This window comes from Streptantibioticus parmotrematis, from assembly GCF_019890615.1.
Classification (GTDB): Bacteria; Actinomycetota; Actinomycetes; order Streptomycetales; family Streptomycetaceae; genus Streptantibioticus_D; species Streptantibioticus_D parmotrematis.
Genome location: NZ_JAINVZ010000012.1, coordinates 39,572 through 55,040, shown reverse-complemented (window position 1 = coordinate 55,040; position 15,469 = coordinate 39,572). Strand labels below are relative to the sequence as shown.

The following is a 15,469-nucleotide window of genomic DNA, read 5'->3' as shown; positions in this document are numbered from 1 at the left end:
GGTGAGTTCCGTCGTCGTGCGCCCTTTCGAACCGACTGATCTGGCCGGTGCTGCGAAGGCTTTGGTCGAAGTCCACGAGACCGATGGCTATCCGGTGGAGGGCGTCGAAGAGCCACAGGCTTGGCTCAGCTCTGAGGACACGCTCGCTGCCTGGGTATCCGAGTCAGGTGGTTCGATCACTGGTCACGTCTCGCTGATGGAGCCGAGAGGGGAAGGCGCGGTCTCTCTGTGGATTGAACAGAGTGGAGAGGACGAGGCTCGGGTGGCCGTTCTGGCGAGGCTGTTCGTGGTTCGGGCGGCGCGGGAGAACGCCACCGGAAAGCGCCTTGTGGAGGAGGCCATGCGGTATGCGCGGGCGAACGAACTCCGCTTGGTCCTCGATGTAATGACGAAGGACGCCGCCGCGATCCGTCTATACGAGCGGCTCGGCTGGAACAGGATCGGCGAGACCACTCACCACTTCGGCGACGGCGAAGCTATCCAAGCGATTTGCTTCGTCTCGCCCCAGCCGTAGAGCTGTTACAGGTTTCTCTACCTCATCAAGCCCCGGCTGCGCTCCGCTCCGCCGGGCGGGCTACCGGCTCCGCTCGGGGCGACGCTCCTGCCTCCGGCCCGCTCCGCCCCGGCTGCGCCTACGCCCGCCCACGAGGATGGGCCGGGGCCATGAGTCGAGCACCGTACGAAGCGTCAAGGTCAAGGACGTGCCTTCGGCGAGGGATCGGCCGACTCCGGGATGGCAGGGGGCGCCGTTGCCGAGTACCGGCCGAGCGTGGCTGATGCGGGGAGCTCCCATCCCGTCCACCATCGACCCAGGCAGAGCCGAGCAGACGCGGCCCAGGGCGTCAAGGTCGTTCGTACAGTGGCGCGCTCCACCTTGACGCCCTGAACCACGCCCGCTCCACGGTGTGTGGGTCGACGGCGGACGGGATGGGAGCAAGGGCGAGTGGTGGGTATAGGAAGACGGGAGGGTGCGGGTTGATCACGGCCCGTTGCGGTACAGCAGCGAAGTACAGCAACCACAGCAACCGGCTACACCCAGCAGTACCTACTAGCACCCCTCCGACCGCCTGTATGACCGCTGATGACCGATCTCTGTTTAGCTACGGATCAGAAGGTTGCAGGTTCGAATCCTGCCGAGTGCACAGCAGATCAAAGCCCCCTCCGGGATCCCCGGCAGGGGGCTTTGCCGTGCCAGACAGCAGGGAAGTACGGCAAGCTCGACCAGGCTTGTCACACCGCCGCGGAAGCGCTCGAATCGGCTTCGGCCGTGGTGTCCGAGCGGGTATCGGGTCACCTCAGAGAGTTCTACGGCCAGTTGGCCCCGTACAGGCGAGACCCCTCAGCCCTGGCCTTCGAGGCGCGGCTCCGGGAGCTCCTCCCGCCAGTCAGTGGAACGCCTCGTCCATGAGCAGGTACAGGAGACCCACGAGCGAGCCACTGCTCACGATCTCGCGACGGTCGATCATCCCCCGGACCGCGGAGAGGGGAACCCACTCGATGCGGTCGGACTCGTTCCTCTCCGTGGGCGGTCCTGCGTAGGTCGCGCCGTCCGCTCGGAAGACGTGGTGCTGTGAGTCGGTGATGCCGTTGGCGGGCTCGGCATAGATCAGGGGCTTGACGGGGCCGGGTCGCCAGCCCGTCTCCTCCAGGACCTCGCGGGCCGCCGCCTCCTCCGGAGTCTCGCCTTCCTCGACCAGGCCCATGGGCAGCTCCCACGCCCAGGAGTCGGTGATGAAGCGGTGCCGCCACATCATCAGGACCTCTCGGCGGTCGTTGACCACGGCGGCCACGGCCAGATGCCGCAGACGCACAACGTGGTACTCCCATCGGTGTCCGTCAGGCTGTTGAACGTCGACCAGACACAGATTCACCCACTTGTTGGTGTAGATCTGTCGCTCGCCATGGGTCTTCCACTCCATGCCCGCGGCCCCTCTCGATCGGCCTCCAGGATCTCAGAACGCTCCAGAGGCGGGCGCGGGCCGGAACGATTCGCGTCAGCGTGACGAGACACGGGCCACGACGGCGCTCACGTCCGGGCAGGCGGTACAAGGACAGGATGAGCCGATGGAGCCCCTGCCAGCCAGCACGGGGGCCGACCGCACACGCGACGCGCAGCGCGCTGGGAAGGACAGACTCGAAGGAGTCCAGTCCTGTCACCGTGCGTCCGTGATGGGGTTGATGGGAAGCCCGGCCTGCCCACTTGACGGGTCTCTCCTGGGCACCCACCTCAATGGCACGTCCCACTGCCGCTGTAGCACGGGGAATAGATGACCGGCGGTGGTTGCGGGTGGGGCTGCTGCGGGGTGTGGAGCGACGCGGCCAGGAAGATCGTCAGCATCGCCACGGCGAACGCCTGGCTCACCGCGCAGAATCTGGCCCTGAAGAACGCGGCGACCGCGGTGAAGAGGAGCGACGCGGCCAGGAACCACGCGGTCCACACCGCGGCGGCGTGATCCTCCGCGCCGCTCCCGTCGGGATCCGGCGTCATCCCGTAACCGATCATCCGGCCCACGTAGACGAACGCCTCGAACAGGAACAGCAGGGCGGCCACACCTATGTCGTCGGTGGTCAGGGGCGGCTCCGGTAAGCGCCAACGGCGACGGGACGGGCGTTCGGAGGACGTGGGCGTCATGACCACATCATGGCCGCGTGACGGCGGCGATGGCTTGAGTGCGCCCCCCGACCGCACCGCCCCAGGTGGCCCGCGCGCTGCTGAGCTGCTTCGTTATCGGCGGAGTCGAACTCCGCCCTGCCCGCCCGGCTCCCGTTCCCCCGTCAACTACCCGTCGTACAGTTCCCATTGGGCGCACGCGTCGTGTGCCCGGCCTACCGGGGGGAGACGGCCATGGGGGACAACCAGCGGGTGCCCAATGTCACCGACGAGCGGCTGTGCTGGCTCGCTGTGCGGGATCACGTCGACAAACGCAGCCGCAAGCTCGGGTTCTTCGGGTGGTTCAGCGTGCTCGCCTCCGCGCGGGCCGGAGGAGGAGGGCCGACCTCGACGGGGCTCGGCGGGGACGTGCGGCGTTCCGCGATGAGCGACCGGAAGATGGACTACGCCCTGGCGGTCGACGAGGCGGCCGAGCGGCTGTCGGCGGAGGAACGGCGGCATCTGCGGGCCACCGGGGAGGTCCCGCCCTGGTTCGTCGACGAGGTGGAGCGGCGCGCCGCCGCCATACGCGGCTGAGCACGCGCCCCTCCCGACCGCGCCGCCCGCCGCGCTCACCGCGTACCCACCCCGACCCGCAGCCGCGTGGCGTCGCTCACAGGGCGGGGCGGGGCGGGGGCGGGGAGGTTACCGCGGGTGGCACCCTTGTGGGCATGAACGACGTCTCGCCCGGCACCCCCCGCCCGTCCCGCGCCCGCGTGCGCGCCCCCGAGCTGACCGGCGCCGGCGGCTGGCTCAACACCGGCGGCAAGCAGCTGAGCCTGGGCGAACTGCGCGGGTCGATCGTCGTTCTGGACTTCTGGACGTTCTGCTGCATCAACTGCCTGCACGTCCTGGACGAGCTGCGGGAGCTGGAGGAGCGGCACCGCGACACCGTGGTGATCGTCGGCGTGCACTCGCCGAAGTTCGTGCACGAGGCCGACCACGCCGCCGTCGTCGACGCGGTCGAGCGCTACGGGGTGCACCACCCCGTACTGGACGACCCGGAGCTGGCCACCTGGAAGCAGTACGCGGTCCGCGCCTGGCCCACGCTCGTCGTCATCGACCCCGAGGGCTACGTCGTCGCCCAGCACGCGGGCGAGGGCCACGCGCACGCCATCGAGAAGCTGGTCGAGGAGCTGGAGGCGGAACACGCCGCGAAGGGCACGCTGCGGCGCGGCGACGGCCCGTACGTGCCGCCGGAGCCGCAGCCGACCAGCCTGCGCTTCCCCGGCAAGGCGCTCGCCCTGCCCGGCGGCACCTTCCTGGTCTCCGACTCCACCCGGCACGCCCTCGTCGAACTGGACGCGGACGGCGAGACCGTCGTGCGGGGGATCGGTTCGGGGACGCGCGGCTTCGCCGACGGCCCGGCGGACACCGCGCGCTTCAGCGAGCCGCAGGGGCTGGCACTGCTGCCGGACGGCTCGGTGGTGGTCGCCGACACGGTCAACCACGCGCTGCGCCGGGTGGACCTCGCCACGGGTGAGGTGACGACGCTCGCCGGGACCGGAAGGCAGTGGTGGCAGGGGTCGCCGACCTCCGGCCCGGCCCGCGAGGTGGACCTGTCCTCGCCGTGGGACGTGGCGTGGTGGGACGAGCGGGTGTGGATCGCGATGGCGGGCACGCACCAGCTGTGGGCGTACGACCCGGCCGCCGGGACGGTCGCGGTGGCGGCGGGCACCACCAACGAGGGCCTGGTGGACGGTCCGGCGCGAGAGGCGTGGTTCGCCCAGCCGTCCGGGCTCGCGGCGGCGGGGACGCGGTTGTGGGTCGCCGACTCCGAGACCTCGGCGCTGCGGTACGTGGCGAAGGCGGACGACGGCTACGAGATCCGTACGGCGGTCGGCACCGGGCTGTTCGACTTCGGCCACCGGGACGGCGCGGCGGAACAGGCATTGCTCCAGCACCCGTTGGGGGTGACCGCGCTGCCGGACGGGTCGGTCGCGGTGAGCGACACCTACAACCACGCGCTGCGCCGCTACGACCCGGCGTCCGACGAGGTGACGACGCTGGCGACGGACCTGCGCGAGCCGTCCGCCGCGGTCGTCGTCGAGGGCGACGTGGTCGTGGTCGAGTCCGCGCGGCACCGGCTGACCCGGCTGCGGCTGCCGGAGGAGGCGGTACGGGTGGAGTCCGCCGCGCACCGCACGCAACGGCCCGCGACGGACGTGGCGCCGGGGGCGCTGCGGCTGGACGTGGTCTTCAGCGCGCCGGCCGGGCAGAAGCTCGACACCCGCTACGGCCCCTCGACCCGCCTGCTGGTCAGCTCGACGCCGCCGGAGCTGCTCGCCTCCGGCGAGGGAACGGGCACCGACCTGACGCGCGAGCTGACGCTGAACGCGGAGGTCGGCGAGGGCGTCCTGCACGTCTCCGCGATGGCCGCGTCCTGCGACGACGACCCGGCCAACGAATATCCCGCGTGCCACGTCCACCAGCAGGACTGGGGCGTACCGGTCCGGGTGGTGGAAGGCGGCGCGAGCAGGCTCCCGCTGGTGTTGGCGGGGATGGACGCCGAGTGAGCTTCCGATGTGGTCGGAGGAACGCGCTGCGCGCCTGGCCTGGAACGGCTTGAAGGCCTCAGCGGGGAGAACGGCGGTCGCTGAGGCCTTCGTGACGGGCGGGGGCTACCAGGTCAGCGCGTCGCTCAGGGTGGGCTGCCAGTACGAGACGGCCGCGCCTTCCTCCTCCACGTACAGCGGCGCGCCGGGGACCTTCGCGTCGAGGCGGCCGCCCGCGGCGCCCGAGCGGTCCTGGAGGTAGACGCCGATGACCGAGACCCGCTCGGTCGGGTAGGTGTCCTCGCCCTCGGTCATGACGGACGCGTAGCCGCTCGCGCCGGGGGCGAGCGTGACGACCGCCTGCGGCTGGCTGCCGTCCATCACGGCGGTGACGGCCTGCTGGTGCTCGCTGAACTTCAGGTCCGGGTAGCCGTACAGCGCGCAGGCGCGCGACGAGGTGTTGGTCGCCTGGAGCACGACGTGGTTGATGGGACGGGTGACCCGCTGCACGGTGACGCGGATGGACGAGGTGCCGCAGGTGGCGAGGCCGGAGGCCGAGGTCGTTCCCGTGCCCGTGTGGCTACGGGAAGGGGCGCTGCCCTGGCCCGGCTTCACCGTGGTCGTGCGGTCCGCGGTGTCGCTGGCCGTGGTGCCGCCGGTACCGGTGGTGCCCGTACCCGTCGTGGTGGGGCCGGTCGACTGGGTGGACGCGGAGGGCGCCACCGAGACGCCGGGGCCGCTGGCCTTGACGCCGCCTCCGCCCGCGCAGGCGGTCAGGGACAGCGCGGCGGCCGCGGTGACGGTCGCGAGGGTGATCAGGCGGGCGGAGGCGGACTTCGGCATGGTGTTCTCCCCGAAAAGGTGCGCGCGGCTTCGTGCGGTGGTCAGTCGCTCCACGCGGTGTTCAGCAGGTTTCTTTCCTGATGAAGACTCTGCCCGGGCGGGCTGGCGTTCCGCTAACGCCGCCGGGGAACGCCCCTAACGGATGGCTAACGGGCCGCCCCGGACGGCCCGCGCGCGTGCAGCCGTACGAGGGGCGGCACGGCGCGGTCGCCCTCGGGCGTGCGGTGTACGAGGTGGAGCGCGGCCAGCCGGTCGAGCGCGGCGGGGTCCGCGTGGCGGGCCTCACCGGTGGAGAGGGCGCGCAGCAGGTCCGCGTCGGCCGGGGAGAGCCGGGCGAGGGCGGGTGCGAGGGCGCCGGTCACGCCGACGTCCTCCAGCGACAGCAGCTCCAACCGCCGTGATGCGTCGTGTAGTTCCGTGACGAGGTCGGCGAGCGGGTGGGCCGGGTGGGCGCGCAGCCGGGTGGCGGCGACGCGCAGGGCGAGCGGCAAGTGGTCGCAGAGGAGGGCGAGTTCGCGGGTCGCGTCGGGCTCGGCGGCGGTGCGGTCGGGGCCCAGGAGGGCGGCGAGCAGGTCGAGGGCGTCGGGCCCGGGCAGGGGTGGCAGCGGGAGGAGTGACGCGTTCTCGGAGACGATCAGGCCGTCGAGGCGGACGTGGCCGGTCACCAGCGTCACGCAGCCGCCGCCAGCCGACAGCAGGGGGCGCACGTGCGCGGAGTCGGCGGCGCCGTCGAGCACGGTGAGCAGGCGGCGGCCCGCGGTCAGGGAGCGCAGGAGCGCGGCGGCGCCGGGGACCGAACCCGGCAGGCGGTCGGGCGGGACGCCGAGGGTGAGCAGGAAGTCCCGCAGGACGGACGGGGGTTGGGCGTCCGGCGTGGACAGGTCGGCGTACAGCACGCCGTCGGGGAAGGCGTCGGCGCGGGTGTGCGCCCAGTACGTGGCCAGCGCGGACGTGCCGGAGCCCGCGGGCCCGGTCAGCAGGATCAACGGGGACGGCGGCGCGGGCTCGGCCAGCCCGGCGAGGCGGTCCAGCACGGCGAGTTCGGCCCGGCGGCCGGTGAAGGGGTGGGGGAGCCGCGGCAGTAGGTTCAGGGGGTACGGGATGGTCCGCGCGAGCGGCACGACGGGAGCCGCCGGCTCACGCGGAACGTACGAGGCGGCTACGTCCGCCACCCCACCCCGCGATCCAACCTCCGTCACCGCATCCCCAGCGATCTCGCCCCCCGATCGGACCTCCGTCACCTCGCCCCCAGCGACCCCGTCCCGCGATCCAACCTCCGGGACCTCGTCCCCCGAAGCCCCGCCCCCCGATCCGACCTCCGCAAGCCCCTCCCCCGATCCGACCTCCGCAACGGCAACCGCAACCGCGACCCCCTCCGCCCCCGCCCGCTCCTCCTCCGCCCGCAGAATCTCCCCGTAGACCCTCCTGAGCCGCTCCCCCGGGTCGATCCCCAGTTCGTCCGCCAGCAGCCGCCGCGTGCGGTGGAACCAGTCGATCGCCTCCGACTGCCGCCCCGACCGGAACAACGCCCCCATCAGTGCCGCGATCAGCGCCTCCCGCATCGGGTGTGCCACCGCCTCCGCCCGCAGCGCCTGCGCCGCGCGGTCGAACTCGCCCAGCGCGCACAGCGATTCGCCCAGCGCCTCGACCGCGGTCAGCCGCTGCTGCTCCAGCGCGTGCGCAGCGGCTCCCAGCGAGGGCGTCGTCACGACACCCGTCAACGCGGGCCCGCGCCACAGGTCGAGCGCCTCGCGCAGCAGCAACACCGCGTCCTGCGCGGAGTGCTGACGGCGCGCCAGTGTGACGAGTTCGGCGAACCGGTGCGCGTCGATCAGCTCCTCCGGCAGCCGCAGCGCGTACGCCGAGGAGAGCGTGGCGAGTTCGATCCCGTACGCGTCGGCGCCGGAGGCGGTCAGCACCGCGCGCAGCCGCGAGACGTGGCCCTGGATGACCGTGCGGGCGTGCTCGGGCGGCTCGTCGCCCCACAGCGTCTCGGTCAACTGGCCCACGGAGACAGCCGTGTTGGGCCGCAGCAGCAGCGACGCCAGCACGGTGCGGCGCTTGGCGGAGCCCAGCGGGACCTCCCCCGACCCGGTGAGCACCGTGATCGGGCCGAGCAGACCGAACTCCACCCTCGGCTCAGCTCTCCAGGAACGCGCGCAGCGCCCGCGCCAGCAGGAACGGGTCGTCCGCGCCGCACAGTTCGCGGGTGGAGTGCATGGACAGGATCGCGACGCCGATGTCCACCGTGGAGATGCCGTGCCGCGCGGCGGTGATCGGGCCGATCGTGGTGCCGCAGGGCATGGCGTTGTGGGAGACGAACGACTGCCACGGCACGCCCGCCCGGTCGCACGCCGCCGCGAACACCCCGCGCCCGGCGCCGTCGGTGGCGTAGCGCTGGTTGACGTTGACCTTGAGGATCGGGCCGCCGTTGGGCATCGGGTGGTGGCCCGGGTCGTGCCGCTCGGCGTAGTTGGGGTGAACGGCGTGGCCGGTGTCGGAGGACAGGCAGACCGTGCCGGCCAGGGCGCGGGCCCTGTCCTCGTAGCCGCCGCCGCGCGCGAAGACCGAGCGCTCCAGCACCGTGCCGAGCAGCGGTCCGTCGGCGCCGGTGGCAGCCTGGCTGCCGTTCTCCTCGTGGTCGAACGCGGCCAGCACCGGGATGTACGGCAGGTCGCCGGTCCCGGCGACGGAGGCCAGCGCGGCGGTGCCCGCGTGCACCGACAGCAGGTTGTCCAGCCGGGCGCAGGCGAGCAGTTCGCGGTCACGGCCGAGGTAGGCGGGAGGCTGGACGTCGTGCGTCATCAGGTCCCAGCCGACGACCTCGTCCGCGTCGAGCCCGATCTCGTCGGCGAGGAAGCCGATCAGGGCGCCCTCCTCGACGTCGCCGAGGCCCCAGACCGGCTGGAGGTGGCGCTGGCGGTCCAGCGTCATGCCCTCGTTGACCTGGCGGTCCAGGTGGATCGCGAGCTGCGGCACGCGCAGCAGCGGCCGCTCGACGCTCACCAGCCGGGTGGAGCCGTCGCGCAGCGCGAGGCGTCCCGCGATGCCCAGGTCGCGGTCGAGCCAGGAGTTGAGCAGCACGCCGCCGTAGATCTCGACGGCGACCTGGCGCCAGCCGTGGGCGCCGCTGTCGGGGTGGGGCTTGACCCGCAGGTTCGGCGAGTCGGTGTGGGCGCCGACGATGCGGAACGGGGTCTCGGGCCGGGCGTTCTCCGGCACGTACCAGGCGATGATCGCGCCGCCGCGCAGCACGTACTTGCCGCCCGTCGACGCGTCCCAGGCGTCCGTCTCCTCGACCTGCCGGAACCCGGCCTTCTCCAGCCGTGCGGCCGCGCTCGCCACCGCGTGGTACGGCGTCGGGCTCGCGGAGACGAAGGCCATCAGGTCATCGGTGTGGGCACGGTCGAATCGAGGGGTCATGGTCCCCAGCATAGAAGTGGCGGGAGTGGCTCAGGACGCGGCGACGGCCCGCCCCCGGAAGCGGGAACGGGCCGTCGTGACGCGGTAGCGGAAGGTGCCCGAGCGGGGTCAGAACGCCTCTTCGGGCAGCTCCATCAGCTCGTTGGTGACGGACTCGGCCTGCGCGCGCTGGAGGCCCACGCCCGGCAGGACGGTCTCGGCGAAGAACTTCGCGGCCGCCACCTTGCCGAGGTAGAACGCCTTGTCCTTCTCACTGGCGGTGGCGAGCTTGTCGTTGGCCACCGCGGCGCCCTTGAGCAGCAGGTAGCCGACGACGACGTCACCGGAGGACATCAGCAGGCGGGTGGAGTTCAGGCCCACCTTGTAGATGGACTTCACGTCCTGCTCGGTGGCGGCCAGGTCGGTCAGCATCTTGCCGACGATCGCCTCCAGGTCCACCGCGGCCTGCGCCAGCTTCTCGCGGGCACCGGCCAGCTCCTCGCCACCGGCCGCGTCGGCCAGGAACTTCTTGATCTCCTCCGACAGCACGGTGAGCGCCTGGCCCTGGTCGCGGACGATCTTGCGGAAGAAGAAGTCCTGGCCCTGGATGGCGGTGGTGCCCTCGTAGAGGGTGTCGATCTTGGCGTCCCGGATGTACTGCTCGATCGGGTACTCCTGGAGGTACCCGGAGCCGCCGAGGGTCTGGAGCGACTGCGCCAGCTGCTCGTAGGACTTCTCCGAGCCGTAGCCCTTGACGATCGGCAGCAGCAGGTCGTTGAGGCGGTGCGAGGCGGAGGCGTCCTCGCCCGCGGCCTCCTTGACCAGGATCTCGTCCTGCACGGTCGCGGTGTAGAGGACCAGCGCGCGCATGCCCTCCGCGTACGCCTTCTGCGTCATCAGCGAGCGGCGCACGTCGGGGTGGTGGGTGATGGTGACGCGGGGGGCGGCCTTGTCCATGAACTGGGCGAGGTCGGCGCCCTGGACGCGCTCCTTGGCGTACTCCAGCGCGTTGAGGTAGCCGGTGGACAGGGTGGCGATGGCCTTCGTGCCGACCATCATCCGGGCGAACTCGATGATCTTGAACATCTGGCGGATGCCGTCGTGCTTCTCGCCGAGCAGCCAGCCCTTGGCGGGGTGGTTGGCGCCGAAGGTCATCTCGCAGGTGTTGGAGGCCTTCAGGCCCATCTTGTGCTCGACGTTGGTGGCGTAGACGCCGTTGCGCTCGCCGAGCTCGCCGGTCTCCCAGTCGAAGTCGTACTTCGGCACGATGAACAGGCTCAGGCCCTTGGTGCCGGGTCCTGCGCCCTCGGGGCGGGCCAGCACGAAGTGCACGATGTTCTCGGACATGTCGTGCTCACCGGAGGTGATGAAGCGCTTCACGCCCTCGATGTGCCAGCTGCCGTCCTCCTGCTGGACGGCCTTGGTGCGGCCGGCGCCGACGTCCGAGCCCGCGTCGGGCTCGGTGAGCACCATGGTGGAGCCCCACAGCTTGTCGGTCATCCGCTGCGCGATCTTGTGCTGCTCCTCGGTGCCCTCCTCGTAGAGCACACCGGCGAAGGCCGGGCCGGAGGCGTACATCCACACCGCCGGGTTCGCGCCGAGGATGGTCTCGGCGAAGCCCCACAGCAGGGAGCGCGGCGCGGTGGTGCCGCCGATCTCCTCCGGGATGCCCAGGCGCCACCACTCGGCGTCCATGTAGGAGGAGAAGGACTTCTTGAAGGCGGCCGGGACCGGCGCGGTGTTGGTCTCGGGGTCGAACACCGGCGGGTTGCGGTCGGCGTCGGCGTAGGACGCGGCGAGCTCGTTCTCCGACAGCCGGGCGATCTCGGCCAGGACGCTCTTGGCGGTCTCCACGTCCATCTCGGCGAACGGGCCCGTGCCGTAGATCGTCTCGCGGCCGAGGACCTCGAACAGGTTGAACTCGATGTCGCGCAGGTTCGACTTGTAGTGGCCCATCTCGAAGGCTCCGTTGCTAGAGGGGCGTGACCCCATTACTGGCTGGTACCGACTAACTGTTCCCATGATGCTACCGGCCGGTAATAAAAGGCAACCCCTATGGCCCGCTATGACACTCGTTACGCTGTAGCGCGTGTACGGCTACGACCAGAACGCCGCGGGCGGCTCCGCCCCGCCCACCGGGATGCCCGGAATGCAAGGGGCACCCGGCACCGGGGGCTACGGACCCCAGCCTCCGCTCTACCCCGAGCCCTCGCCGCCCTCGCTGGCCGACGCGGTGCGGGCGTTCACCACCGGGTCGATGTCCGCCGAGGACTTCCAGTCGATCTTCTCGACCTCGAAGATCTACTGCCCGCGCGGCGACAACCCCGGCTTCCTCGCCCTGCACAACACCCAGCAGCCGGTGATCCCGATGTTCACCTCGCTCAAGGAGCTGAGGCGGTACGCGGGCAAGGAGTCGAAGTACTTCGTGATCACCGGGGCCGAGGTGCTGGACCTGCTGCCGACCGGGTACGGCTTCGTCCTCGACATGGAGGGCGACCACCGGATGGTCTTCGACGCCAAGGCGGTCGAACAGATGGTCGACTTCGCGATGCGCAGGATGTACGGCTGAGCGGTCCGCCGCCCGCGCCCGCCCCGCCCTGAACCGGCCCGCGGTTCCCCTTCGTACGCCACGAGTCCGTACGCCACGCGTTCGCATGCCACGCGTCCGTACGCCACGAGGGGGAACGGAATACGTACGCCTTGTTGGTCGTTCACTTTTCAACTAAGTTGGACGCCGAACGATCGAGGAGGTCGTCATGCCCGCCGTGACCGTAGAGAACCCGCTGACCCTGCCGCGCGTCGCGGCGCCCGCCGAGGCGACCGCCCGCCCGGTGCTGGGGGTCGGGACCGCGCCGAGCGGCTTCGAGGGCGAGGGCTTCCCCGTCCGCCGGGCGTTCGCCGGCATCGACTACCAGCACCTCGACCCGTTCATCATGATGGACCAGATGGGCGAGGTGGAGTACGCGCCCGGCGAGGCCAAGGGCACCCCGTGGCACCCGCACCGCGGCTTCGAGACCGTCACCTACCTGATCGACGGCACCTTCGTGCACCAGGACTCGCACGGCGGCGGCGGGGTGATCAACGGGGGCGACACCCAGTGGATGACCGCGGGCAGCGGACTGCTGCACATCGAGGCCCCGCCGGAGGAGCTGGTGGTCAGCGGCGGCGTCTTCCACGGCCTCCAGCTGTGGGTGAACCTGCCGCGCGAGCACAAGATGATGCCGCCGCGCTACCAGGACATCGACGGCGGCCGGGTCAAGCTGCTGACCTCCTCCGACGGCGGCGCGCTGCTGCGGCTGATCGCCGGTGACATCGACGGCCACCAGGGCCCCGGCATCACCCACACCCCGATCACGATGATCCACGCCACGATCAACCCCGGCGCCGAGCTGACGTTGCCGTGGCGGGCCGACTTCAACGGCCTCGCCTACGCGCTGGCCGGACGCGGCACCGCGGGCACCGCCGGCCGGCCGCTGCGCACCGGGCAGACCGCGGTGTTCGGCGCGGGCGACGCGCTGACGCTGCGGGCCGACGAGACGCAGGAGTCGCGCAGCCCGAACTTCGAGGTCGTGCTGCTGGGCGGGCTGCCGATCCGGGAGCCGATGTTCCACTACGGGCCGTTCGTGATGAACTCGCACGCCGAGCTGGCCCAGGCGTTCGAGGACTTCCAGGCGGGCCGCCTCGGCACGGTCCCGGCGGAGGCCCGCGGCGACTGAGAGGCCCGCGGCGACTGAACGAGCCCCCGACGGGGTCAGCCCACGTCGGGGGGAGAGGGCGGCACGGCCATCGGCGCCGCGCCGCCCGCCGACCCGCCCACCGCGTCCCCGTCACCGGGCTCCCCCGTCCCGTTGCCGTCCTGCTCGTACAGCTCGAACCAGATGCACTTGCCCTGGCCCCTGGGCCGCACCCCCCACGCGTCGGCCAGGACGTCCATCATCACCAGGCCGCGGCCGGAGGACGCCAGCTCGCCGGGCGTCCTGACGTGCGGCATCTCGTCGCTGGCGTCGGCCACCTCGATCCGCAGGCGGCGGCAGAGCGGGCGGCCCAGCACCTCCAGCGTCATCAGCGCGTCCCCGTCGGTGTGCACCAGCACGTTGGTGATCACCTCGGACGCCAGCAGCACCGCGGCGTCCACCTGCTCCGGGTCGTCCCAGTCGTGCAGCACCGAGCGCACCTCGTCGCGGGCGCCCCTGATCTGCCGGGGCTCGTCCTGCCCGATGGTCAGCACCGTGCGCCGGGGCGGGAACGCCAGTCCGTCCTCCGCGTCGCCGCGCCGCAGGAGCAGCAGCGCCACGTCGTCCTCGCGGCGGTCGGCGAGCGGGCCGGTGGTGTGGTGCGAGGGCGGGCCGTGCACCGCGGCGATCAGCGCGTCGGCGAGCGCCTCCAGGTCGTCGGTGGGCCCCCCGTACAGCACGTCGATGACCCGCTGCCAGCCGCTGTCCAGGTCGTGGCCGCCGGTCTCCAGCAGCCCGTCGGTGCACACCAGCAGCACCTCGCCCGCGTCCAGCGCGATGCTGGTCGTCGGGTAGTCGGCGTCCGGGTCGACGCCCAGCGGCAGCCCGCCGGGGGTGTGCCGCACGATCGTGGTCCCGTCGCCGAGCCGGATCGCCGGGTCGGGGTGGCCGGCGCGGGCGATGTCGAGCATGCCGGTGGCCGGGTCGACCTCCAGGTACAAGCAGGTCGCGAAGCGCTGGTCGTCCAGGTCGCCGCTCTCCAGGCCCCCGCCGCCGCGCGCGGCGCGCTCCCGCTCGGCCCGGTCCCGTTCGTCGCCCGCCGCCAGCCCGGCCAGGAAGCGGGAGGCGCGCGAGAGCACGGCGTCCGGCCGGTGGCCCTCGGAGGCGTACGCCCGCAGCGCGATGCGCAGCTGGCCCATCAGCCCCGCCGCCCGCACGTCGTGGCCCTGCACGTCCCCGATGACCAGCGCGGTGCGGCCGGACGGCAGGTCGATCACGTCGTACCAGTCGCCGCCGATCTGCAGGCCGCCGCCGGTCGGCACGTAGCGGGCGGCCAGCGTCATCCCGGCGATGTCCCGCTTGTGGGTGGGCATCATCGTGCGCTGGAGGCCGTCGGACAGCTCGCGTTCGGACTCCTGGAGGTGGGCGCGCGACAGCGCCTGCGCGAGCATCCGGGCCACGGTGGTCAGCACCGAGCGCTCGTCGGGGGTGAACGCGACCGGGTCGCGGAACGCGGCCAGCCACGCGCCGATCGTCTGCCCCGCGACCACCAGCGGCAGGAACGCCCAGGAGGAGCGGTTGAGCGGCTCGATCAGCGGCCAGGTGGCCGGGAAGCGCTCCTTGTACGTCTCGGGGCTCGGCAGGTAGATCGCCCGGCCGGTGCGGGTGACCAGGGCGGCCGGGTAGTCGGTGCCGATCGGCATCTCCAGGAACGGCTGCTCGTCGCCCTGCCGGTGCCCGTGGTGGCCGATGATCCGCAGCCGCTCGCCCTCCCGGGCGAAGACCGCGAGGCCGTCCGGCGAGAAGCCGGGCATCGACAGCGAGGCGGCGACCCGCAGCACCTCGGCGGTGGAGTCCGCCTCGGCCAGCGCCCGCCCGGCGTCCAGCAGGAACGCCTCCCGGGAGCGCCGCTCGACGTCGGTGGCGCGGCGGAAGCGGCCCCGCTCCGGCATCTCGGACAGCGTGCCCACCGCGAGCGTGGGTTCGCGGCCCGAGTCGTCGCGCAGCCAGCGCAGCCGGGTGTGGAGCATCCGCAGCACCTTGCCGTCGTCCCCGACGACCCGCAGCCGGGCCTCGGCGACGGTGCCCTCGGCGAGCCCGAGGGAGACGGCGGAGTTGAGGTCGACGTAGTCCTCGGCGTTGAGCCGCCCGCGGACCACGGACGAGTGAACGGTGCGCGGACCGGGCGGCAGGCCCAGCAGCTCGGCGGCCTGCTCGTCCAGCGCGACCGTGCCGGTGGAGTTGTCCCAACGCCAAAGTCCGGTGCCGACGGCCGCCAGCACGTCCTGGGCCCCGAGCGGCGGGGTGGCGCCCTCCGTGTGCATCGTTCCCTACTTTGATGAGGATTCGCCCAGTATGTACTGGTCCGTGGTGATCGCGCACGCGGTGCCGGGCCGTCCCCGTGG

12 protein-coding genes and 1 pseudogene are annotated in these 15,469 nt (G+C 72.1%); 6 read left to right on the top strand and 7 right to left on the bottom strand.

The genetic code is table 11. The features are described from left to right. The first annotated feature begins 1 nt into the window (after position 1). Positions 2-514, top strand: a complete 513-nt coding sequence (locus K7472_RS18415) for a GNAT family N-acetyltransferase (RefSeq protein WP_222979426.1) — start codon at positions 2-4, stop codon at positions 512-514. A gap of 696 nt (positions 515-1,210) precedes the next feature. Further along, positions 1,211-1,408 (top strand): annotated as a pseudogene (locus K7472_RS32735) (hypothetical protein); the annotation flags it as partial. Here the strand turns inward: K7472_RS32735 and K7472_RS18410 are convergent. Together K7472_RS18410 and K7472_RS18405 are read right to left on the bottom strand one after the other, a co-directional pair. After that, a complete protein-coding gene (locus K7472_RS18410; protein ID WP_222979424.1) occupies positions 1,386-1,919 on the bottom strand; it encodes an NUDIX hydrolase in 534 nt (177 codons plus the stop codon). The pseudogene K7472_RS32735 and the gene K7472_RS18410 sit on opposite strands and share 23 nt — an antisense overlap. A gap of 308 nt (positions 1,920-2,227) precedes the next feature. Next, positions 2,228-2,632: a DUF6234 family protein gene (locus K7472_RS18405; RefSeq protein WP_222979422.1), complete on the bottom strand. Its 405-nt coding sequence runs from the start codon at positions 2,630-2,632 to the stop codon at positions 2,228-2,230. Positions 2,633-2,845: 213 nt separating this feature from the next. On the opposite strand from K7472_RS18405, the gene K7472_RS18400 reads away from it, so the two are divergent. Further along, positions 2,846-3,187 (top strand): hypothetical protein, encoded by a 342-nt coding sequence (locus tag K7472_RS18400; protein ID WP_222979420.1) that lies wholly within the window; start codon positions 2,846-2,848, stop codon positions 3,185-3,187. 134 nt (positions 3,188-3,321) lie between these two features. After that, on the top strand, positions 3,322-5,166 hold the full coding sequence (locus K7472_RS18395; RefSeq protein ID WP_222979418.1) for an NHL domain-containing thioredoxin family protein: 1,845 nt from the start codon (positions 3,322-3,324) through the stop codon (positions 5,164-5,166). Positions 5,167-5,271: 105 nt separating this feature from the next. On the opposite strand, the gene K7472_RS18390 is transcribed toward K7472_RS18395, so the two are convergent. From K7472_RS18390 to K7472_RS18375, 4 genes are all read right to left on the bottom strand, one after another. Further along, entirely contained in the window at positions 5,272-5,988 is a 717-nt protein-coding gene (locus K7472_RS18390) for a DUF4232 domain-containing protein (protein ID WP_222979416.1), read from the bottom strand. A gap of 146 nt (positions 5,989-6,134) precedes the next feature. Continuing rightward, entirely contained in the window at positions 6,135-8,120 is a 1,986-nt protein-coding gene (locus K7472_RS32730; protein ID WP_308013973.1) for an AfsR/SARP family transcriptional regulator, read from the bottom strand. Between the two features lie 7 nt (positions 8,121-8,127). Continuing rightward, positions 8,128-9,411 carry a M18 family aminopeptidase gene (locus K7472_RS18380; RefSeq protein WP_222979415.1) on the bottom strand — a complete coding sequence of 428 codons (1,284 nt, stop codon included), beginning with the start codon at positions 9,409-9,411 and terminating at the stop codon, positions 8,128-8,130. Positions 9,412-9,519: 108 nt separating this feature from the next. Next, the gene (locus K7472_RS18375; RefSeq protein WP_222979411.1) at positions 9,520-11,346 is read right to left on the bottom strand and encodes an acyl-CoA dehydrogenase; all 1,827 of its coding nucleotides are present in this window, start codon (positions 11,344-11,346) and stop codon (positions 9,520-9,522) included. Between the two features lie 133 nt (positions 11,347-11,479). Between K7472_RS18375 and K7472_RS18370 the strand changes: the two genes are divergently transcribed. After that, complete coding sequence (locus K7472_RS18370) at positions 11,480-11,959, top strand: SseB family protein (protein WP_222979409.1); 480 nt, start codon at positions 11,480-11,482, stop codon at positions 11,957-11,959. A gap of 187 nt (positions 11,960-12,146) precedes the next feature. Continuing rightward, a complete protein-coding gene (locus K7472_RS18365) occupies positions 12,147-13,106 on the top strand; it encodes a pirin family protein (RefSeq protein ID WP_222979407.1) in 960 nt (319 codons plus the stop codon). A gap of 35 nt (positions 13,107-13,141) precedes the next feature. On the opposite strand, the gene K7472_RS18360 is transcribed toward K7472_RS18365, so the two are convergent. Beyond that, positions 13,142-15,388 (bottom strand): ATP-binding SpoIIE family protein phosphatase, encoded by a 2,247-nt coding sequence (locus tag K7472_RS18360; RefSeq protein WP_222979405.1) that lies wholly within the window; start codon positions 15,386-15,388, stop codon positions 13,142-13,144. Positions 15,389-15,469: the final 81 nt, after the last annotated feature.